This is a genomic window from Streptomyces sp. NPDC003027 (assembly GCF_053591435.1).
This window is the reverse complement of sequence record NZ_JBSFTU010000074.1, coordinates 1-19,730: the sequence shown is the minus strand read 5'-3', so window position 1 is coordinate 19,730 and position 19,730 is coordinate 1. Positions and strand designations below refer to the sequence as shown.

19 protein-coding genes are annotated in these 19,730 nt (G+C 71.5%); 16 read left to right on the top strand and 3 right to left on the bottom strand.

Annotation, left to right across the window (positions count from 1 at the left end):
* Positions 1-139: 139 nt before the first annotated feature.
* A complete protein-coding gene (locus ACWDX6_RS30225; RefSeq protein WP_451488062.1) occupies positions 140-640 on the top strand; it encodes an N-acetyltransferase family protein in 501 nt (166 codons plus the stop codon).
* A 108-nt stretch (positions 641-748) separates the two neighbouring features.
* On the opposite strand, the gene ACWDX6_RS30220 is transcribed toward ACWDX6_RS30225, so the two are convergent.
* Positions 749-1,162 (bottom strand): arsenate reductase ArsC, encoded by a 414-nt coding sequence (locus ACWDX6_RS30220; RefSeq protein WP_451488061.1) that lies wholly within the window; start codon positions 1,160-1,162, stop codon positions 749-751.
* Between the two features lie 91 nt (positions 1,163-1,253).
* Between ACWDX6_RS30220 and ACWDX6_RS30215 the strand changes: the two genes are divergently transcribed.
* Both ACWDX6_RS30215 and arsB read left to right on the top strand, forming a co-directional pair.
* Entirely contained in the window at positions 1,254-1,562 is a 309-nt protein-coding gene (locus ACWDX6_RS30215) for an ArsR/SmtB family transcription factor (RefSeq protein WP_451488060.1), read from the top strand.
* Positions 1,559-2,656 (top strand): ACR3 family arsenite efflux transporter, encoded by a 1,098-nt coding sequence (arsB, locus tag ACWDX6_RS30210; RefSeq protein WP_451488059.1) that lies wholly within the window; start codon positions 1,559-1,561, stop codon positions 2,654-2,656. Before ACWDX6_RS30215 ends, arsB begins: the two co-directional genes overlap by 4 nt.
* 53 nt (positions 2,657-2,709) lie before the next feature.
* On the opposite strand, the gene ACWDX6_RS30205 is transcribed toward arsB, so the two are convergent.
* Complete coding sequence (locus ACWDX6_RS30205; RefSeq protein WP_451488058.1) at positions 2,710-3,075, bottom strand: ArsR/SmtB family transcription factor; 366 nt, start codon at positions 3,073-3,075, stop codon at positions 2,710-2,712.
* Between the two features lie 51 nt (positions 3,076-3,126).
* Between ACWDX6_RS30205 and ACWDX6_RS30200 the strand changes: the two genes are divergently transcribed.
* From ACWDX6_RS30200 to ACWDX6_RS30175, 6 genes are all read left to right on the top strand, one after another.
* Entirely contained in the window at positions 3,127-4,578 is a 1,452-nt protein-coding gene (locus ACWDX6_RS30200) for an NAD(P)-binding domain-containing protein (protein ID WP_451488057.1), read from the top strand.
* A gap of 177 nt (positions 4,579-4,755) precedes the next feature.
* Entirely contained in the window at positions 4,756-5,316 is a 561-nt protein-coding gene (locus ACWDX6_RS30195) for a DM13 domain-containing protein (RefSeq protein ID WP_451488056.1), read from the top strand.
* Between the two features lie 196 nt (positions 5,317-5,512).
* Positions 5,513-5,935 carry a hypothetical protein gene (locus ACWDX6_RS30190; RefSeq protein WP_451488055.1) on the top strand — a complete coding sequence of 141 codons (423 nt, stop codon included), beginning with the start codon at positions 5,513-5,515 and terminating at the stop codon, positions 5,933-5,935.
* The gene (locus ACWDX6_RS30185; RefSeq protein WP_451488054.1) at positions 5,925-6,575 is read left to right on the top strand and encodes a hypothetical protein; all 651 of its coding nucleotides are present in this window, start codon (positions 5,925-5,927) and stop codon (positions 6,573-6,575) included. The genes ACWDX6_RS30190 and ACWDX6_RS30185 overlap by 11 nt, the downstream gene beginning before the upstream one ends.
* Positions 6,576-6,577: 2 nt before the next feature.
* On the top strand, positions 6,578-11,350 hold the full coding sequence (locus ACWDX6_RS30180; RefSeq protein ID WP_451488053.1) for a putative T7SS-secreted protein: 4,773 nt from the start codon (positions 6,578-6,580) through the stop codon (positions 11,348-11,350).
* Positions 11,351-11,363: 13 nt separating this feature from the next.
* Positions 11,364-12,119, top strand: coding sequence for a hypothetical protein (locus ACWDX6_RS30175; RefSeq protein WP_451488052.1), 756 nt, complete (start codon positions 11,364-11,366; stop codon positions 12,117-12,119).
* Between the two features lie 16 nt (positions 12,120-12,135).
* Here the strand turns inward: ACWDX6_RS30175 and ACWDX6_RS30170 are convergent, their stop codons facing one another.
* Positions 12,136-14,040, bottom strand: a complete 1,905-nt coding sequence (locus tag ACWDX6_RS30170) for a rhamnogalacturonan lyase (protein WP_451488051.1) — start codon at positions 14,038-14,040, stop codon at positions 12,136-12,138.
* A 521-nt stretch (positions 14,041-14,561) separates the two neighbouring features.
* Here ACWDX6_RS30170 and ACWDX6_RS30165 point away from each other — a divergent pair.
* From ACWDX6_RS30165 to ACWDX6_RS30135, 7 genes are all read left to right on the top strand, one after another.
* The gene (locus ACWDX6_RS30165; protein WP_215072813.1) at positions 14,562-14,672 is read left to right on the top strand and encodes a keywimysin-related RiPP; all 111 of its coding nucleotides are present in this window, start codon (positions 14,562-14,564) and stop codon (positions 14,670-14,672) included.
* A 25-nt stretch (positions 14,673-14,697) separates the two neighbouring features.
* Complete coding sequence (locus ACWDX6_RS30160; protein ID WP_451488050.1) at positions 14,698-16,566, top strand: lasso peptide isopeptide bond-forming cyclase; 1,869 nt, start codon at positions 14,698-14,700, stop codon at positions 16,564-16,566.
* 27 nt (positions 16,567-16,593) lie between these two features.
* Entirely contained in the window at positions 16,594-16,848 is a 255-nt protein-coding gene (locus ACWDX6_RS30155; protein WP_451488049.1) for a lasso peptide biosynthesis PqqD family chaperone, read from the top strand.
* Positions 16,845-17,279 carry a lasso peptide biosynthesis B2 protein gene (locus ACWDX6_RS30150; RefSeq protein WP_451488048.1) on the top strand — a complete coding sequence of 145 codons (435 nt, stop codon included), beginning with the start codon at positions 16,845-16,847 and terminating at the stop codon, positions 17,277-17,279. The genes ACWDX6_RS30155 and ACWDX6_RS30150 overlap by 4 nt, the downstream gene beginning before the upstream one ends.
* 87 nt (positions 17,280-17,366) lie before the next feature.
* On the top strand, positions 17,367-17,858 hold the full coding sequence (locus ACWDX6_RS30145; protein WP_451488047.1) for a general stress protein: 492 nt from the start codon (positions 17,367-17,369) through the stop codon (positions 17,856-17,858).
* Positions 17,859-18,110: 252 nt separating this feature from the next.
* Positions 18,111-18,542, top strand: a complete 432-nt coding sequence (locus tag ACWDX6_RS30140) for an NfeD family protein (protein WP_451488046.1) — start codon at positions 18,111-18,113, stop codon at positions 18,540-18,542.
* Positions 18,543-18,545: 3 nt separating this feature from the next.
* Positions 18,546-19,598 carry an SPFH domain-containing protein gene (locus ACWDX6_RS30135; protein WP_451488045.1) on the top strand — a complete coding sequence of 351 codons (1,053 nt, stop codon included), beginning with the start codon at positions 18,546-18,548 and terminating at the stop codon, positions 19,596-19,598.
* Positions 19,599-19,730 lie beyond the last annotated feature (132 nt).

Here is a 19,730-nt window from a genome sequence, read left to right as displayed (position 1 = left end):
TGGTCGACTCCAAGACCCTCGCCGAGCAGCTCATCGCCATCGATCAGCTCGGCAAGGAGCTGGGCTTCGAATGGCAGGAGATCGTCCCGGTCTCGCCCCGACGCCGTCGAGCCATCGGCCCGCAGAGAGGGGGCGCCCGATGGGTGCCGAGTTCGTCGTGACGCGCATGACCGCCGAGCATGCGGAGCGGGTTCTGGAGATCTACCAGGAGGGTATCGACGAGGGGAACGCCACCTTCGAGACCACCGCTCCCACCTGGGCCGAGTTCGACGCGGCGAAGTCGCCCGAGCACCGCTTCACCGCCGTGGACGGTGACGGCCGGGTTCTCGGCTGGGTCGCGGCCTGCCCGGTCTCCGACCGGTGCGCGTACGCGGGCGTCGTCGAGCACTCCGTGTACGTGGACTCCGGCGCCCGGGGCCGTGGTGTCGCCTCCGCGCTGCTGAAGGCGCTGGTCGACTCCACCGAGGCCGCCGGGATCTGGACCGTCCAGTCCGGGATCTTCCCGGAGAACACGGCCAGTCTCGCCGTGCACGAGCGCGCCGGGTTCCGCGTCATCGGCACCCGCGAACGGATCGGACGCCACCACGGCCGCTGGCGCGACACCGTCCTCGTCGAACGGCGCAGCCCGGTGATCGGCTAGGGCCTTTCGTTGGGATCATGCCGGGCTCGCGGACCTGATCCGGCCTGATCCAGACGAAAGACCCTAGGTCCTGAGCCGACGGGCAGAAGCGCGGTCTCTCCGGGTCGTTTACGCGGTCCTCGCCGGGGCGATCTCCTCGATCAGCCCCTCGACGAGCGTCCTGATCCGGTCGCGGATCGGGCGGACCGCCTCGACGCCCTGGCCGGCCGGGTCCTCCAGAGTCCAGTCGAGGTAGCGCTTGCCCGGGAAGACGGGGCAGGTGTCGCCGCAGCCCATCGTGATGCAGACGTCCGACGCCTTGACCGCGTCGACCGTGAGGATCTTCGGCGTCTCGGCCGACATGTCGATCCCGACCTCGCGCATCGCCTCGACCGCCGCCGGGTTCACCTGGTCGGCCGGGGCGGAGCCGGCGGAGCGCACCTCGACGCGGTCCCCGGCCAGGTGCGAGAGCCAGGCGGCGGCCATCTGCGAACGGCCGGCGTTGTGGACGCAGACGAACAGGACGGAGGGCTTCTCGGGCATGGGAGATCTCTCTGGTCGCACGGTGACATCAGACGCCGGTGATATCAGCACCCATTGGTGTCATCCATCACTGATGTGACAGTATCAGTCCATGATGACGTCAGTCGACACTGAACTGATCCGGGTCCTCGGTGACCCTCTGCGGCTCCGGATCGTGACTCTGCTCGCCCGCGAGACGCTCTGCACCACCCATCTGGTGGAGGAGACGGGTGCCAGGCAGACCAACCTCTCGAACCATCTGAGAGTGCTGCGCGAGGCCGGTGTCGTCGAGACCGAGCCCTGCGGGCGCTTCACGTACTACAGGCTCCGCCCGGACGTCATCGCCCGCCTCGCCGGCCAGTTCGCCGACCTGGCCGAGTCCGCTCGTACCGCTGCCGAGAACAAGAGGGCCTGTCCGTGACCCCCACCCAAGCGCCCGCGACCGCCGAGGAGTCCTCGGTCGTCGCGAGACTGTCGACGCTCGACCGCTTCCTCGCCGTCTGGATCCTGCTGGCCATGGGCCTGGGCCTGGGTCTGGGCCGGCTGATCCCCGGGCTGAACGACGCCCTCGCCAGGGTCGAGATCGGCGGGATCTCCCTCCCGATCGCGGTCGGCCTGCTGATCATGATGTATCCGGTCCTCGCGAAGGTCCGCTACGACAAGCTCGACGCCGTCACGGGCGACCGCAAGCTGATGATCTCCTCGCTGGTCATCAACTGGATCCTCGGTCCGGCGCTCATGTTCGCCCTGGCCTGGATCTTCCTGCCGGATCTGCCGGAGTACCGCACCGGCCTGATCATCGTCGGCCTGGCCCGGTGCATCGCCATGGTGATCATCTGGAACGACCTGGCCTGCGGCGACCGCGAGGCGGCGGCCGTGCTCGTCGCCCTGAACTCCGTCTTCCAGGTCATCGCCTTCGGCGTGCTCGGCTGGTTCTACCTCGACCTGCTCCCCGGCTGGCTCGGCCTCGGCGCGGGCGAGCACCTCGACATCTCCATGGGGAAGATCGCGCTGAACGTCGTCATCTTCCTCGGCGTCCCGCTGGTGGCGGGCTTCCTGACCCGCCGGATCGGTGAGCGGAAGCTGGGCCGCGAGTCGTACGAGTCGGCGTTCCTGCCGAAGATCGGCCCCTGGGCCCTCTACGGCCTGCTCTTCACGATCGTCATCCTCTTCGCGCTCCAGGGCGGGACGATCACCTCCCAGCCCCTCGACGTGGTCCGGATCGCGCTGCCGCTGCTCGTCTACTTCGCGGTGATGTGGTTCGGCACGTTCCTGCTGGGCAGGGCGATCGGCCTGGCGTACGACCGCACCGCCACCCTCGCCTTCACCGCCGCCGGCAACAACTTCGAGCTGGCCATCGCCGTCGCCATCGCCACCTTTGGCGTCACCAGCGGCCAGGCCCTCTCCGGCGTCGTCGGCCCGCTCATCGAGGTGCCCGTCCTCGTCGCGCTGGTGTACGTGTCCCTGGCCTGGCGGAAGAAGTTCACGGCGGCCACGGGGGACGCGGTCGCCTGACCCGGCCCCGCGGCGGCCGTGGTGTGCGGCGGCCGCAGCGCCGGGTCGGGGTGTCAGGCCGCGGCGGCCCTGGTCAGCAGCCGGCCCATCGCGGCGAGGACGGACGGCTCGACGCGGTAGTAGACCCACGTACCGCGGCGCTCGGAGGAGAGCAGTCCGGCTTCCTTGAGCTTCTTCAGATGGTGCGAGACGGTCGGCTGGGAGACGCCGACGTCGGAGATGTCACACACGCACGCTTCTCCGCCCTCGTGGGAGGCCACGGCGGAGAAGAGCCGCAGACGGACGGGGTCGCCCAGGGCCTTGAACATCTTCGCGGTCCGGTCGGCCTCGTCCGCGGTCAGGGGGCGCTCGGTGAGGGGCGGGCAGCACGGCTCGACGAGCTCCGGCTCCAGCAGCGGCAGCACCTTCGTATTCGACATGTCTCTATGTTGACATACGTCGAATCAGGCCCCTCCGCTCTGGTTCGATGAATGTCTATGTTGACTCTCATCGAAACAGGTGTCACGCTGGCCGCAGAAGACATCGACATACGTCGAATCAGCGAGGGAGTCATCGTGTCCGAGTCACGCGCCGAGACCGCCGTCCTGCCCACCGTGGTCATCGGAGCCGGCCCTGTCGGCCTCGCGGCCGCCGCCCAGCTCGTCGACCGCGGCATCGAGCCCCTGGTCCTGGAAGCCGGTCCGAGCGCCGGAACGGCCGTACGGGAGTGGGCGCACGTACGGCTCTTCTCGACCTGGGCCGAGCTGACCGACCCGTCCGCCGAGAAGCTCCTCGCCCCCACCGGCTGGGTGAAGCCCGACGGCGCCGCGTACCCCTCCGGCGGCGACTGGGCCGCCCGCTACCTCCAGCCGCTCGCCGACGTCCTCGGTGCCAAGGTCCGCTTCGGTGCCCGCGTGACCGGCGTGTCCCGCGCCGGCCGCGACCGCGTCGTCGACGCCGACCGGGAGCGGCAGCCCTTCACCGTCCATGTGCGGTACGCGGACGGCCGCGAGGAGCGCCTGTTCGCGCGCGCCGTCATCGACGCCTCCGGCACCTGGTCCACCCCCAACCCGCTCGGCGGCGACGGGCTGCCCGCCCTCGGCGAGCGCGCGGCGGCCGCCCGCGTCTCCTACCGCGTGCCGGACCTCGGCGATCCGGCGGTCCGGGCCCGTTACGCCGGCCGGCGCACCGCCGTCGTCGGCACCGGCGCCTCCGCGTTCACCGCGCTCGCCCTCCTCGCCGACCTCGCCGAGGAGAACGGCGACACCCACGCCGTCTGGATCCTGCGGCGCGGTATCGGCGGCTCCACCTTCGGCGGCGGCGAGGCCGACCAGCTGCCCGCCCGGGGCGCCCTCGGACTGCGCGCCAAGGCCGCCGTCGACGCCGGCCGCGCGTCCGCCGTCACCGGATTCCGTACCGCCGCCGTCGAGCGCGACGGCGACCGGCTCGTCCTGGTCGCCGAGGACGGCCGACGACTCGACCCCGTCGACGAGGTCATCGTCCTCACCGGCCTGCGCCCCGACCTCTCCTTCGTCTCCGAGCTGCGCCTCGCCCTCGACGAGCGCCTCCAGGCGCCGGTCGGGCTCGCCCCGCTCATCGACCCCAACCAGCACTCCTGCGGCACCGTCTACCCGCACGGCGTCAAGGAGCTCTCCCACCCCGAGCGGGACGTCTACCTGGTCGGCATGAAGTCCTACGGCCGCGCGCCGACGTTCCTGGCCATGACCGGCTACGAGCAGGTCCGCTCGATCGCGGCCGCGCTGGCGGGGGACCAGGAAGCCGCCGAACGCGTGGAGTTGACGCTCCCCGAGACCGGTGTGTGCGGGGGCGCGGGCCTCTTCGACGAACCCCGGGCCGACTCGGGCGACGGCGGCGGCTGCTGCGCCGCCCCGGCCACGCTCCAGATCGGCGTCGGCGCCCCGGCCGCCTCCGGCGGCTGCTGATTACGTGCCGGGAGCCGGCGCCACCGGCGCCGCGACCGGTACGGACGTCACCGGCACGGCCCCGCGCCGTCCCGCTGCCCCTCTTCTCACTCCGCCCGCCGCTCCCATGAGCGGCGGCGGGCAGGGATACTCCTGGGCAACGGGCCGGACGAAGGCCCTATGCGAAGGGGGCGCACCATGGATCGCGTGGCGAAGAAGAAGCTCACCGCCGGAGTCTCGGTCGTCGTACTGGCCGTGATCGCCTTCGGGCTCGTGTGGTTCAAGCCCTGGGCGCTCTGGGTCGACGAGACGGTGCGTGAGGAGCTCCCGTCCGCGGTGGCCACCGAGGCGCCGGCTTCCGCCCCGCCCGGAGGGACCCCGACCCCCTCCGCCGCCCCTTCCGGGCCGCGAACCCTCGCCGAGGGCCGGCTGATCAGCCACGAGCACGCCACCAGCGGGTCGGTGAGACTCGTACGGCTGGAGGACGGCACGACCACCCTGCGCATCGAGGGCCTCGACACGAGCAACGGCCCGGACCTGCGCGTCTGGCTCACCGACGCGCCGGTGAAGTCGGGGGAGGCCGGCTGGCACGTCTTCGACGACGGCGAGTACGTCAGCCTCGGCAAGCTCAAGGGCAACAAGGGCGACCAGAACTACGCGCTGCCCGCCGGGGTCGACTGGAGCGCCTACACGAGCGTCAGCATCTGGTGCGACCGCTTCGACGTCTCTTTCGGAGCGGCCGAGTTGGTCCGGGCCTGAATCGGTCCGCGTGCGGGCCGGCTCTTCGCTGCCTGCGCCAAGGCCACGTGCAAGGCAAGGAGTGGGTGACCTCCTTGCCCTTGCTTTTCGCCCGTGCTTTTTTCCGGGCCCGCGGACAGCGGAATGAGAACCGTCCGCTCCCTCGCGCGCGTCCTGCTCTACGGTGCCATCAGTCACCTACGGCCAGGGAGGTACCGTGCAGCAACCGAAGGCGGCGCTCGCCGAGCGCATCGCCGAGCGGAGAGGGGGAGGCGACGACCCCCGGGCTCTGGTCGGCGAGATGCGACGCTCGGTCCTTCTGGTGCCGGTGGCCGACGGGGGCCTCTGGTCGGTGCGCGCGGGCGGCGTGCGATGGATCTGCGGGTTCACCGACGAGGCCGCACTCGCCAGGTTCGCCCTGCACCACGGGTCCGGTGAGCAGCCCATGGACTACGCGGCGCTGCTGGGCGCCCGGATCGTCGACGAGATCGTGCCCACCCTCGGCGAGCCCGCCGGGCTCGCCGTCGACATCGCCACCCAGGACGGGTCGATGTTCTTCCCGCCGGTCGTCGGCATCGTTCCGGACGCGGCCGCGGTCGACGCCGGCGAGACGGGTCAGGAGCGCGGTCATGGGCGGTGAAGGCATGGACCTCCAGCTCGACAAGGATTCCGTCGCCAAGTTCACCCGGGGCGTGGGCGCGACCATCGACCAGCTCGGTGATCTCGGCGGTGCCACCGGTTCGGTGATGGGAAAGGGCTTCTCCGAGCTGGCGATCACCGGCATGGAGGCCGGGCACCACGGCCTGTCGGTCGACTTCGAGGACTTCTGCGAGCGCTGGGAGTGGGGCGTGCGCGCCCTGGTACGGGACGCCAGCACGCTCGCGAACCAGCTCGGCCTGGCGGCGGGCACCACATGGGAGCACGACCAGTACATCGCGGGCACCTTCAAGGTGGGCGCCAACGCGGTGTTCGGCGGCAACCCGCACGCCAGTGAGGAAGAGATCACCAAGCAGAACTGGGGCGACATCTTCACACCGGACTCCCTGGATCCGGACTGGAGCCCCGAATCGTTCGAGAAGGCCGGCCAGGACATGGCGCAGACCTGGAAGGACACCGGCCGCACCGTGCTCACCGAGGGCCAGGGCGGGCAGCGGTCGCAGATTCTCAACGAGGCGCTCGGCATCTCCGACGAACAGTGGAACCGGGCACTGGACGACAGCTTCGGCCCGTCGCCGGAGGAACGCGCGAAACAGCAGCAGGGCGACTCCGGGGGTAACTGACAGTGGGTATCGGCGACTTCATCAGTGACATCACGCCGGACGTGGTCGAGGACGCGGTCGAGGACGGCGTCGAGTGGGTGGGCAACCGGGTCGAGGACGTCGGCAACTGGACCGCCGACCGGCTGGACGACGTCGGCTGGGAGTCCGGCGCGGACTGGGTGCGCGAGCAGTCCCGCTCGGTCGCCAACCGCATGGGCGCCGAGGTCGACGAGATGGACCTCGGGCAGACCGAGGACAAGACCAAGCTGATCTACGGCAGCGCGAGCAAGATCAACGCCACGGCCGCGAAACTCCGCGCCTTCCAGACGGCCTTCGACGACACCGGCGACGGACTCAAGGGCCTCGACTCCTCCCGGCTCAAGGGCGAGACGGCCGACGCGCTGCGCACCGCGGTGAGCACCCAGCCGCCCAAGTGGTACGCCGCCGCCGACGCCTGTGCGAAGGCGGTCGGCGCGCTCGAGGCGTTCGCCGACACCGTCACCTGGGCGCAGGGCCAGGCCCAGGCGGCCATCGACAAGTGGAAGGAGGGCGTCAAAGCCTCCGAGAACGCCGCCGACGCCCACCGCAAGAAGGTCGACGACTACAACAGCGCCGTCGACCGCTACAACGCCCAGCCCGCCGACAAGCGTGACCCGGCCTCGCTCCCGCCCAAGCCCGCGGCGACGTTCGAGGACCCCGGCACGAAGCTGATGAAGGAGGCCCAGGACATCCTCGCCGAGGCCCGCAAGCAGCGGAACTCGGCGGCGGAGACCGCGCGCACCCTGGTGCGGGCCGCCCGCGACATGGCCCCGCAGAAACCCTCGTACGCCGAACAGGCGGGCGACGGGCTCCAGGAGCTGCAGATCATGGGCGACCACGTCGGCGGCGGCCTCATCAAGGGCACGGCGGGGCTGCTCAACTTCGTCCGCAGCGTCAACCCGCTCGACCCGTACAACATCACGCACCCGGCCGAGTACGCCACCTCCCTCAACAGCCTGGCCGCCGGTCTGGTGGTCGCCGTCAACGACCCTGTCGGCACCGGCAGTCAGATGGTCAAGGACTTCATGAAGGACCCGGCGGAAGGCTTCGGCCGGCTGATTCCCGACCTCGCGCTGACCGCGGCCACCGCCGGCGGCGGCGCCGTGGTGAAGGGCGTGCGCATCGGCGCGGACGCCGCCGACGCCGCACGGGCGCGCAATCTGCTCGACAAGGACCCGGACGGCTCCCGCAACACCTCCGACGGCGACCGCGACGCCGGCGGCGACCCGGTGGACCTCGCCACCGGCCACATGTACCTGCCCCAGACCGACGTCGAACTGCCCGGCATCCTGCCGCTCGTCTTCACCCGCCGCACCGAGTCCGGTTGCGCGCTCGGCCGCTTTCTCGGGCCGGCCTGGACCTCCACCGTCGACGAGCGCCTGGAGATCGACGCCGTCGGCGTCCTCCACGTCACCGCCGAGGGGCTCCTGATCCCGTACCCCCACCCGGCCCCCGGCGCGCCCACCCGGCCGGAATCGGGCCGGGCCCGCACTCTGCTGGCCCGGGACGCCGACGGCGACTACACCGTCACCGCCCTCGACAGCGGCCTGGTCTTCCACTTCACCGCCCCGCCCGGCAGCGAACCGGGAGGGGACGGCGTCGCCTGGCTGTCGGGCGTCACCGAGCGCAACGGCCACACCCTCACCGTCGACCGCGACGAGAACGGGCTGCCGCTGGCCCTCGTCCACTCGGCGGGCCACCGGCTGCGACTGTCCGCCACCGACGGCCTGATCACCGGCCTGACCCTGGCCGGCGCCGGGGAGGACGGGGCGGACCTGCCCCTGATGAGCTACGGATACCGGGACGGCGACCTCACCACGGTCACCAAGCCGTCCGGCGCCACCACCACCTTCCTCTACGACGACCGCCGCCGCGTCATCGCCTGGATCGACTCCAACGGAAGCCGCTACGACTACGTCTACGACGACCGTGACCGCGTCGTGGCGGAGGGCGGCGAGGCCGGCCACGTCCACATCACCCTCGCGTACACGGAACCCGACCCGGCGACGGGCCACCACACCACCACGGTCACCACCGCCGAGGGGCACGCCACCCGCCACCTCTACGGCCCCGGCTGCCGCCTCCTCGCCATCACCGACCCGCTCGGTCACACCACACGCTTCACCTACGACCCGCGGGGCAACCTTCTGACCCGAACCGACCCGCTGGGCCTCACCACCGCCTTCACCTACGACGAGGACGGCCGGCTCGTCCGCGCCGTCCGCCCCGACGGAAGCGAACTGCGCACCGTACGCGGCCCGTTCGGGCTCCCGGTGGAGGTCGTGGACGCGGACGGCGCCCGCCTGGTCCACGCGTACGACGAACACGGCAACCGCACGGCCGTCACCGACCAGGCCGGCGCCACCACCCGCTACACCTACGACCACGCCGGCCGGCTCACCTCGGTCACCGACGCCCTCGGCGCCACGACCCGCGTGGTGTGCGACGCGGCGGGCCTGCCCGTCGAGGTGACCGACCCGGCCGGCGCCGTCACCCGCACGGAGCGGGACGGCCTCGGCAGACCGGTCCGCATCACCGATCCGCTGGGTGGCGTCACCCGCCTGGAGTGGGACACCGACGGTCAGCTCGCCCGGCGCACCGGCCCGGACGGCGCCACGGAGTCGTGGACGTACGACGGCGAGGGCAACCTGCTCACCCGTACCGACGCCTCGGGCGGCGTCTCCCGCTTCGAGTACACGCACTTCGACCTGCCGGTCGCGCGCACCCGGCCCGACGGCGGCCGCTACGAGTTCGAGCACGACGCCGAGCTGCGCCTCACCCGCGTCACCGACCCACAGGGGCTGACCTGGACGTACGCGTACGACTCCGCCGGCAACGTCGTCTCCGAGACGGACTTCGACGGACGGGTCCTCACCTACCGGGTGGACGCCGCGGGCCGGCTCGCCGCCCGCGTCGACGCCCTCGGCGGAACCATCTCGTTCGAACGTGACGAGCTCGGCCAGGTCGTCCGCAAGGACGTCGACGGCCGGGTGACGACCTACGCCTACGACCGGGCCGGACGTCTGCTGGAGGCGGCCGGACCCGACGGGGAGCTCCGCTACCAGTACGACCGCCGCGGACAGGTCAAGGCGGAGATGGTGGACGGCCGTCCGCTCACCTACGCCTACGACGACCTGGGCCGCCGCAGGCGCCGCACCACACCGACCGGCCACGTCACCTCGTACGCCTACGGCGCCGACGGACGGCCCCTCCGGCTGACCACCGGTGATCGGCACGTCGACTTCACCCACGACGCCGCGGGTCGCGAACTCGCCCGCGTCTTCGGCGACGCGCTCACCGTGACGTCCGCCTGGGACGAGGCAGGACGCCTCTCCGCGCAGCACATCACCGCCGGCGCCCGCGCCGTCAACAGCCGCGCCTACGCCTACCGCGCCGACGGCCACCCGACCTCCGTCGCGGACCGCCTGTCGGGCACCCGCACCTTCGATCTCGACGGTGCGGGACGGGTCACCGCCGTCCACGCGCACGGCTGGACGGAGCGGTACGCCTACGACGACGCCGGCAACCAGAGCTCGGCCTCCTGGCCGGACCACCACCCCGGCAGCGAGGCCACCGGAGCACGCGCCTACACCGGCACCGCCATCACCCGGGCCGGAGGCGTCCGCTTCGAGCACGACGCCCTCGGCCGGGTCGTCCTGCGGCAGAAGACCCGCCTCTCCCGCAAGCCCGACACCTGGCGCTACACGTGGGACACGGAGAACCGCCTCACCTCCGTCACCACCCCCGACGGCACCCGCTGGAGGTACCGCTACGACCCCCTGGGCCGCCGCAGCGCGAAACAGCGCCTGGCCGCCGACGGCGAGAGCGTGGTGGAGGAGGTCCGCTTCACCTGGGACGGCCTCACCCTGTGCGAACAGACCAGCCACCGGCCGGACGCGCCGAACACGGTCGCCCTCACCTGGGACCACCGGAACGCCGCCCCGCTGTGCCAGACCGAGCGCATCCTCACCGCCGACGACCGCCAGGAGGAGATCGACCGGCGGTTCTTCGCCATCGCCACCGACCTCGTCGGCACCCCCACCGAACTGATCGACGAGTCCGGCGACATCGCGTGGCACTCCCGGACCACGCTGTGGGGCACCACCGCCTGGGCCCGTGACAGCAGCGCCTACACCCCCCTCCGCTTCCCCGGTCAGTACTACGACCCCGAGACCGGCCTCCACTACAACTACCTCCGCCACTACGACCCCGAGACCGGCCGCTACACCTCCCCGGACCCCCTCGGCCTCGCTCCCGCGCCCAATCCCGTCGGCTATGTGGACAACCCGTACAGCGCGTGCGACCCGCTGGGTCTCATGCCCAAGTACACGAAGGAGGAGAAGGCGCAGATGGCCCGGGAGAAGGCCATCCAGACCACCGACGAGGTCATCGAGAGAGCGCAGGGCGGCCGGATGAGGAAGGACGGCGACTACCACGGGGACACCCGGCACGGCTTCAGCGACGAACGGGTCATGGAGATCCTCAAGAACCCGGACGCGGTGTACCACTCGACGGCGAACAGCGGGAACCTGATCTTCCGGCAGGGGGAGGACGTCGTCGTCACCAGGGGTGGCGGCGCCGGAGCCGGCAACGCCATCACGGCGTACGGCCCCTCCGGGATCAAGGGCGATTCGGGCGCGAAGGCGCTGGGCGGCCTGCCCACCGACCCCGGCGGGCCGATTACCCACACCGACGTGGTGGAGGGCAGGATTCCTTCCAAGAACGGCTACATGGCCCCGGCCGTACAGATCCGATGAGGCGGCATCCACCATGAGACTCACCCTCGACGGCGACTGGCACGCGACGGTGACGGACGACCCGCTGCGCATCACCCCGCGCTTCGGTGACCAGAGCACGCGTGTGCTCGTCGCGCCGTACACGGACGCGGAGGAGCGCGAGCGGTTCCTGACGGACACGTTCGGCAGCTCGGACTGGCTGTGGGACACCCCCGACGAACTCCGGTTCGACCAGGCCGACCGGCAACTGGTCGGCGTCAGGCTCCAGTTGCCCGACGAGTCCGCTCCGGCCGAGGACCGCGCCCGCGTGCCCGCCTCACCCGCCGTCCGCCCGGGCGGGCTCCGCGCGCACGAGGCCGCGGACTTCCGCCTGGAGGTCACCACGGTGCTCTGCTGCGCCCCCGAGGCCGCCGAGCTGACGTGCCTGCGCGACCTCGACGTCCTCGACGAGCCGCTGGACGCCCGCATCGGCATCGCCCCGGACGTGGCGCTCCTCGTCCAGGCCGGCACGGTCGTCGGCTGGAGCCTGACCGACCCGGCCCGGTACCTGTCCACCGGCTACGCCGCCCCCGACCCGACCCCGCCGTCCCAGGCCACCCGGCTGCTGCTCGCCGAATGCCTGGACCTGGTCACCGTCCCGGTACGCCACGAGATCATGGACCGGGACCCGGCCGCCCTGGCCCGCCTGCGGGCGGCCGACCAGGCCCTGCGCGACCAGCGTGAGGACCGACACCGCGCGGACGCGCTGCTCTCGATCATCGCGAACCTGGTGGAGGACTACGGGAGCTGACGGGGGCGGCGGGGGACTACCTCGTGCCGAGGTAGTAGCCGACCTGCGGCGGCTGGTTGTAGCCGGTGTTCTGCCAGGCCACTCCCAGCCGGTAGACCGGGTCGTGCATCAGGGTCGGCAGCCGGAACTCGGTCGGGTGCGCAGTGGTGTAGAGCCGCAGCGCCGTGGAGTCGCCGTTGCGCCAGATCATCTCCTCGCGCCAGTCGCCCAGGAGGTCGGCGGAGAGCGCCGGATTGCCCTTCGTCCAGTTGCCGGAACGGGCGTCCTGGTCGTACCAGAGGCGGGTCAGCTCCGTGGAGCCGTTGTACTTGAGGATCTGACCGTAGCCGGAGCCCGCCGTGCCCGACCAGCGGTGGTCGAGGAGTTCGCGGTTCGCGTCGCCGTCCCACCAGATCGCCGAGTTGTACGACGCGCCGCCACCGAAGGCCGGGACGGCGTCGCTGATCTTCGTACCGTCGGCGGCGTACAGCCCGCCCCCGCTGGACCAGCACTCGGAACCCGCGTGCGCGTTCGTCAGGTCGGCGCAGATGCCGCGCCCGACGTCCGTGCCGGTCTTGTGGCCCCACAGGACCTCGCCGGTCCGCGCGTCGTGCATCTCGAAGCCGTACGCCGAGCCGGTGTGCTCGTGCACGTTGAACGCCTCCAGGCCGGGGCGCGCCGGGTTCAGATCGCCGACGTGCAGCGCGTCGCCATGGCCCAGCCTGGTGGTCCACAGCCCGGTGCCGTTGTCGTCCACGGCCATGGCGCCGTAGATGATCTCGTCCCTGCCGTCCGCGTCGACGTCCGCCACGGCGAGGTTGTGGTTGCCCTGCTGGTCGAAGCCCTTGCCCGCGTTGGCGGAGGAGTGGGTGTCGAACTTCCAGCGACGGACCAGGTCGGTGCCGTTCCAGTCGTACGCGGCGATCGCGATCCGCTCGTAGATGCCGCGACTGAAGATCATGCTGGGTGTCGAGCCGTTGACGTACGCGGTGGCGGACAGCAGCCGCCCCTCCCGGTTGCCCCAGGTGTCGCCCCAGTCGGCGACCGAGCCGCGGGCCGGCTCGAAGGGCACGGAGTCCATGACGCGGCCCGTCCGCCCGTCGAAGACCGACAGATACTCGGCACCGCTGATCACCGCGCAGTTGGCGGCGAGATGGGAGGCGCCCGCGTCACCGATGACGCTCCCGGCGGAGTCCCTCGACCCGTCGGAGGTGCGGACCGCCATCTCGGCCCTGCCGTCGCCGTCGTAGTCGTACACCTGGAAGGAGTCGTAGTGCGAACCGCTGCGCACATTGGTGCCCAGGTTCACGCGCCACAGGCGGGTGCCGTTCAGCTCGTACGCGTCGAAGACCGTCGGCCCGGTGCAGGTACCGGAGTTGGCCACGTCGGTGGCGTTGGAGGGCACCCACTTGAGGACGAGTTCGTAGGCGCCGTCCCCGTCGAGATCGCCCACGCTCGCGTCGTTGGCGGAGTAGGTGTACGCGACGCCGTCGCGGGTGGTCCCGCCCGGCGGCTTTTGCAGCGGGATGTCGAGCCGGCCTGAGGCCCAGACGCCGGCCTTCTGGCCCGGCTGCTCCGTCCCGCCCACGACGGCGCGGACCTCGTACGAGGACGAGGTGCTGCCCCTGGGGTCGAGGAAGTTGGTCTTCGTGGTCTCGGAGACGAGGGACCCGGCCCGGTAGAGCCTGAAGGAGACACCGGCCGGATCGTTCCCGAGCAGGCGCCAGGTGACGAGGACGCCGCCGCTCGCGGGCACGGCGACGAGCCCCCGGTCGAGCCGTTCGGCGACACGGGCGGCGGCCAGGGCACGGACGGCGGGCTCTTCCGCCGCGGACGCCGGCGGGTTGACAGCCAGGAGGCCGCCGGCCCCGGCGAGCACGGCGGCGAGGAGCGCTCCGGCGAGCCTGCCTGAGCGGTGGAAGGAGTGGCGTGATCGGGGCATCGCTCGTCCTCGTTGTGTGTGGGGGCCAGAGGGACAACTGCACCTCGTGGTCGCCGCCGATACCCCGTGAGGTTGCCGCTCCGTCATCAGTGGGCGGCAGTACTATCCGGCCATTCCGGCTGCGGAGCGGCGCCGGGAAATGAGCCGCGGCAGGGCCGTTGCGCGCCCCCGTGGCTCCGTCGCACCGCCATCGGCGTACGCCCGTGGAAAAGCGCGCCGCATATCTCTGGCTCCGCAGGTCGGAACGATTATTCAATCCGGGCTGATACACCGCATGCCGAAAGTTTTATATTCGACCATCCATGGCGCCCGCAGGGGAGAATTCGGCCACATGTGAAATCTGCATATAGTCCTATTTCTTTGATGTGCCTTGTCGTGACATTCCCCGATGCGCATAGCTAGTGCGTACACCGCTTCCTCGTTCAGGGCTCCCGACGAGTCCTGGGCAGGCGGCCGGGAACCGGCCTCCGGTTGCCGGCGGCCAGGGAGGCGGTCGTGACACCAGCACGCGAGGAGAAGCCATGAAGAAGGCATACGAAGCGCCGACGCTCGCCAAGCTCGGGACGTTCCGGAAGAAGACCGGGCTCCTGCAGAGCTCCGGCAACGACCGGCTGATCCTGAGCAAGAACTGACGACCGACGGTTCTGACCCGACGTCATGACTGAACTGCACGAGAGTGCGGGGACGGGCCCCGGCGACGCGCACTTCGCGGTCTTCACCGACCGCGAGGACGCGGCCGCCGTGGCCCGCTCCTTCTCCCGCCCCGGAACGCGCGTCCTCACGTACGCCTCGGGCCGGCCCTGGCTGGTGGGGCAGTGGCACGACCAGGACATCGTGAGTGCGCGCGCCGGCCACGCGGCCCTCGCCGTCATCGGCTGCTGCCCCGTCGACGCCGCGGAGCTCCAGCGCCGTGCCGGGCGACTGTCCGACCTCACCGAACTCGACGCACTGGCCCGCACGCTTCCCGGCAGCTTCCATCTCGTCGGCGCGCTCGACGGACAGCTCAGGGTGCAGGGCACCGCCTCCGGACTCCGGCTGGTGTTCCATGCCTCCATCGGCGGGCTTCGGGTGGCCGCCGACCGCGCCGACGTGCTCGCCGCCGCGCTCGGCGCCGAACCGGACCCGGAGCAGGTGGCGGTCCGGCTGCTCTGGCCGGTCCCGCACCCGCTCGCCGAGGCGCCCATGTGGCAGGGCGTCACCGCCGTACCCCCGCAGGACGCGCTGATCGTCGCCGCCGACGGCCGGACCGTGCGCCACTCGCGCTGGTGGACACCGCCCGAGCCCGTGCGGACGCTGGCCGAGGGCGCGCCCGCCGTCCGGGAAGCGCTGGCCACGGCGGTGGACGCCCGTACGAGGCAGGGTGGCGTCGTCAGCTGCGACCTGTCCGGCGGCCTGGACTCCACCTCCATCTGCTTCCTCGCGGACCGCTCACCGGCCCGGGTGGTGGCGAGCACCTGGCCGGGGCGCGATCCCGCCGACACCGATCTGTACTGGGCCGAACAGGCCGCCCGCTCGCTGCCGGACGTCGAGCACGTCGTCTGGGACGCCGACGCCTCCCCCCTGGTCTACAGCGATCTGCTGGCCATCGACGACCTGCTGGACGAACCGACCATCGGCGTCATGGACCGCTCGCGCGTCCTGCACCATCTGCCGGGCATGGCCGAGCGGGGCAGCCGGCTGCACCTGACCGGCATCGGCGGCGACCATGTGGCCTGGTGCTCCGAGGCGTACTACCACCGGCTGGCACGCACCCGTCCCCTGTTCGCCCTGCGGCAGCTGCGCGGCTTCCGAGCCCTGTGGCAGTGGCCCCTGGGCGGCACCCTCCGCGCGCTGGCCGACTCCCGGCCGTACGCGACATGGCTCGCGGAGTCCAGCGGCCACCTGCGCGCCGCCCTGCCCGCGACCGTCAGCACCAGCCTCGGCTGGGGCATGCCGCCGCGCCTCTTCGACTGGGTCACCCCGGACGCCGAGTGGACGGTCCGGCGGGCGCTGCGCGCGGCCGCCGAAACCGCCGTCCCGCTCCACCCGGACCGGGGCCTGCACGCCGATCTGGACCAGATCCGCTCCTGCACCCGGATCATCCGCCAGTGGGACCGGATGGCGGCCCGGGCCGGCGTGCCGATGGCCTCACCGTTCCTCGACGACCGCGTCATCGAGGCATGCCTCGCGGTCCGCCCGAGCGAGCGGGTCACGCCCTGGCGGTACAAGCCCCTCCTGGCCGCTGCGATGAGCGGGATCGTCCCCGAGCCCTGCCTGCGGCGCACCAACAAGGCCGCCGCCTCCATGGACGCCTCCAACGGGCTCCGGGAACACCGCGCCGATCTGCTGGCGCTGTGGGAGGACTCGCGGCTCGAACAGCTGGGGCTGGTCGACGGCAAGGCCCTGCGCCGCCTCGCCCAGCGGCCGGCCACCCCCGAACTGCGCGAGGCGATCCTCTACTCGACCATCGCCGCCGAAGTGTGGCTGCGCGGCCTCTCCCGGCGCACGACGACCACAGCCCCCGCCGGTACGCCGAACGGTCCCTGAACTCCACCACACGGAAGGTACGCAACCATGGCATTGCGGTTCAGCGCCGACGTCTCCACGGCGGACACCGACTACGGCACGGTCCTCCTCGACGAACGCGGCGGAGAATACTGGGAGTTGAACCCCAGCGGTTCCCTGGTGGTCAAGACGCTCATGGCGGGCGGTGACGAAGCGGACGCGGTCGCCGCGCTCGTCGGCGAGTTCGAGATCGACCTCGCCCAGGCGAGCCGGGACGTCGAGGCGCTCGTCCAGCGACTGCGGACCTCGGGGCTGGCCGAATGACGACCCCCAGCGCCCTGGAGAGGCCCACCGGAGTCCCGTTCGCCCGGCGCCTCGCCGCCCGCCTCGTCCTGCTCCCCGCGCTCGCGCTCTCGCTCCTGCCGCCCCGCCGGATCCGTGCCGTGCTCGGCTTCCTGCGCCGCGGCGCCACCCCCGCCACCGCCACCCAGGCCGCCGACGCCCGCAGCGCCATGTGCGCGGTGAGCCTGCGCTGCGCCGGCCCCAAGGGCTGCCTGCCCCGCTCTCTGGGAGCCGCGCTGCTGTGCCGCCTGTCGGGGTCCTGGCCGACCTGGTGCACGGGCGTGCGTGTGGTCCCGCCGTTCACCGCCCACGCCTGGATCGAGGCGAACGGCCGCCCCGTCGACGAGGGCGTACCCGACGACTACTTCACCCGCCTGATCACGGTCGGCCCCAGGAGCCGACCCGGCGCCTGACCCACAGCTCAGCGTGATTCCCCGCTCTCGCCGCATGCCGTCGAGGCCGGAGGGTACCCGGGTGGCTGAGCAAGGGAAGGAGCCCACATGCCCGAGATCGAGCCGAACCCTCCGAACGAGACCGCCGTCGCCTGGAACAAGGTGGCCGGCTACGAGAGCTACGAAGAAGCGCAAGCCGCCGTCGACCGCCTGTCGGACAAGGGCTTCCCTGTAGAGCGCCTCGACATCATCGGCACCGATCTACGGCTCGTGGAGCATGTGACGGGGCGGCTCACCAAGGGGCGCGCCGCCGCCGCCGGGGCGGCAGGAGGTGCCTGGTTCGGTCTCCTGGTCGGCCTGTTGGTGGGCTTGTTCACCCCGGGTCCGGTATGGCTGGGCCTGCTCCTCGGCGGGCTGCTGTTCGGCGCGATGTGGGGCGCGGTGTTGGGCTGGGCCGGACACGCCGCCACTGGCGGCCGTCGTGACTTCTCCTCGACCCGAGCCCTGGCAGCGGCCCGGTACGACCTGGTCGCACGCGGTGGCCAGGCCGAGCAGGCTCGAGCCATCCTGCACAGCGAAGGCTTGTCCGGCGTCTCGTAATCCGGATCCATGACAAGCCGGACCGGGAAGCGGCCGCGGACGAACAAGTCGGCGCGCCGCTCCGATCCTGGTCGAATCCGCTGCCGCCGTCGCCGACGTACTCAGCGCCGCTTCAGCGCCACACGCGCCGGGTGAAGCGCGGGAGCCTGGCCTGGCTCGCGGGGCGTGGAACACGCCAAACAGGGTAAAAGCGGAGCAAAGGGGGCATAGGTCGATCTGGCTCCGTGGAGCCGCAGTGGCCAGGAGTGCGCCATGGATCATTGGCTGATGTGGTTGATCGCCGCGGGAATGCTCGCTGTGGCGGAGATCTTCACCCTCACCGCTGCGCTCGGGATCCTGGGCGCGGCCGCGTCGGTCACGGCGGGAGCCGCCGCGCTGGGACTTCCGTTGCCCATGCAGTTCCTGCTGTTCACCCTCCTGGCCGCGATCAGCCTGTACTTCGTGCGCCCCCTCGCGGCGCGTCATCTGGTCAAGCCCCAGGCTGAGCGGTTCGGCGTGGACGCCCTGGTCGGCAGTTCCGCCTATGTCGTCTCGGAGGTGACGGGCCTGGGGGGCAGGGTCCGCATCGGCGGCGAGGAATGGACGGCCCGCGCCTATGACGAAACCCTCGTGATCCCTCCGGGAGCGACCGTCGATGTCATGGAAATCAACGGCGCCACCGCCGTCGTCTACCCCCGGGAGTGAGCGATGGACGTCTCAGGCCTGCTCATAGCCGGCGTGATCGTCGCGCTGATCGCCGTATTCACCGTTGTGCGGGCGGTACGCATCGTTCCGCAGGCGCGCGCTCGCAACGTCGAACGCCTCGGCCGGTACCGCCGCACCCTGAGGCCGGGACTCAACCTCGTCATCCCCTACATCGACCGGGTCTATCCGGTCATCGACCTGCGGGAACAGGTCGTCTCCTTCAAGCCGCAGCCGGTCATCACCGAGGACAACCTGGTCGTGGAGATCGACACGGTCCTGTACTTCCAGGTGACCGACCCACGAGCAGCCGCCTACGAGATCGCCGACTTCCTCCAGGGCGTCGAACAGCTCACCGTCACCACCCTGCGGAACGTCGTGGGCTCCATGGACCTGGAGAAGACCCTGACCTCACGCGACACGATCAACAACCAGCTCCGCGGCGTCCTGGACGAGGCCACCGGCAAGTGGGGGCTGAGGGTCAACCGGGTGGAGATCAAGGCCATCGACCCGCCGCAGTCCATCAAGGACGCGATGGAGAAGCAGATGCGCGCCGAGCGGGACAAGCGGGCCGCCATCCTCGGGGCCGAGGGGCAACGGCAGTCGCAGATCCTCACCGCGGAGGGCGACAAGCAGTCCGCCGTCCTGCGGGCGGAGGGCAACCGTACCGCCGAGATCCTCAAGGCCGAGGGACAGTCCCGCGCCATCGACGAGGTGTTCCAGGCCGTGCACCGCAACGACCCCGACCCCAAGCTGCTCGCCTACCAGTACATACAGATGCTGCCCCAGCTCGCCCAAGGCGCGGGCAGCAGCTTCTGGATGATTCCCGGCGAGGTCACCGCCGCGCTTCAGGGGGTGTCCCGCGCCTTCAACGAGGTGCTGCCCCAGTCGCCGGCCACGCGGGAGACGTCCGCGGAGGACAAGGCGGCCGCCCAGGCCGCCGACGACGCGGCGCAGGCCGCGGAAGCCGCCGCCGAGGCCCTCGCCGACGCGGCCGAGGCCGACACCCGCCCGCACCCCCTCGCGGGCGGTCGTCAGGGAGTCGGCGGCTTGGAGTGAGACCCCGCTTCCCGCGACCCCTAGGGTCTTTCGTTTGGGATCAGGCCGGATCAGGGAGCGGGGTCTGGTGCATGGGGTCTCCCCAGGCCCGCCAGGGCCGAGGGGACGGATCGCAAGGCGGAGGAGGGAGTC

What these genes read in the sequence shown, in the direction of transcription:
- ACWDX6_RS30225 (WP_451488062.1), top strand. Translation starts at nt 140, where the DNA reads ATGGGTGCCGAGTTCGTCGTGACGCGCATGACCGCCGAGCATGCGGAG.
- ACWDX6_RS30220 (WP_451488061.1), bottom strand. Translation starts at nt 1,162, where the DNA reads ATGCCCGAGAAGCCCTCCGTCCTGTTCGTCTGCGTCCACAACGCCGGC.
- ACWDX6_RS30215 (WP_451488060.1), top strand. Translation starts at nt 1,254, where the DNA reads ATGATGACGTCAGTCGACACTGAACTGATCCGGGTCCTCGGTGACCCT.
- ACWDX6_RS30205 (WP_451488058.1), bottom strand. Translation starts at nt 3,075, where the DNA reads ATGTCGAATACGAAGGTGCTGCCGCTGCTGGAGCCGGAGCTCGTCGAG.
- ACWDX6_RS30200 (WP_451488057.1), top strand. Translation starts at nt 3,127, where the DNA reads ATGTCTATGTTGACTCTCATCGAAACAGGTGTCACGCTGGCCGCAGAA.
- ACWDX6_RS30195 (WP_451488056.1), top strand. Translation starts at nt 4,756, where the DNA reads ATGGATCGCGTGGCGAAGAAGAAGCTCACCGCCGGAGTCTCGGTCGTC.
- ACWDX6_RS30185 (WP_451488054.1), top strand. Translation starts at nt 5,925, where the DNA reads ATGGGCGGTGAAGGCATGGACCTCCAGCTCGACAAGGATTCCGTCGCC.
- ACWDX6_RS30175 (WP_451488052.1), top strand. Translation starts at nt 11,364, where the DNA reads ATGAGACTCACCCTCGACGGCGACTGGCACGCGACGGTGACGGACGAC.
- ACWDX6_RS30170 (WP_451488051.1), bottom strand. Translation starts at nt 14,040, where the DNA reads ATGCCCCGATCACGCCACTCCTTCCACCGCTCAGGCAGGCTCGCCGGA.
- ACWDX6_RS30165 (WP_215072813.1), top strand. Translation starts at nt 14,562, where the DNA reads ATGAAGAAGGCATACGAAGCGCCGACGCTCGCCAAGCTCGGGACGTTC.
- ACWDX6_RS30160 (WP_451488050.1), top strand. Translation starts at nt 14,698, where the DNA reads ATGACTGAACTGCACGAGAGTGCGGGGACGGGCCCCGGCGACGCGCAC.
- ACWDX6_RS30155 (WP_451488049.1), top strand. Translation starts at nt 16,594, where the DNA reads ATGGCATTGCGGTTCAGCGCCGACGTCTCCACGGCGGACACCGACTAC.
- ACWDX6_RS30150 (WP_451488048.1), top strand. Translation starts at nt 16,845, where the DNA reads ATGACGACCCCCAGCGCCCTGGAGAGGCCCACCGGAGTCCCGTTCGCC.
- ACWDX6_RS30145 (WP_451488047.1), top strand. Translation starts at nt 17,367, where the DNA reads ATGCCCGAGATCGAGCCGAACCCTCCGAACGAGACCGCCGTCGCCTGG.
- ACWDX6_RS30140 (WP_451488046.1), top strand. Translation starts at nt 18,111, where the DNA reads ATGGATCATTGGCTGATGTGGTTGATCGCCGCGGGAATGCTCGCTGTG.
- ACWDX6_RS30135 (WP_451488045.1), top strand. Translation starts at nt 18,546, where the DNA reads ATGGACGTCTCAGGCCTGCTCATAGCCGGCGTGATCGTCGCGCTGATC.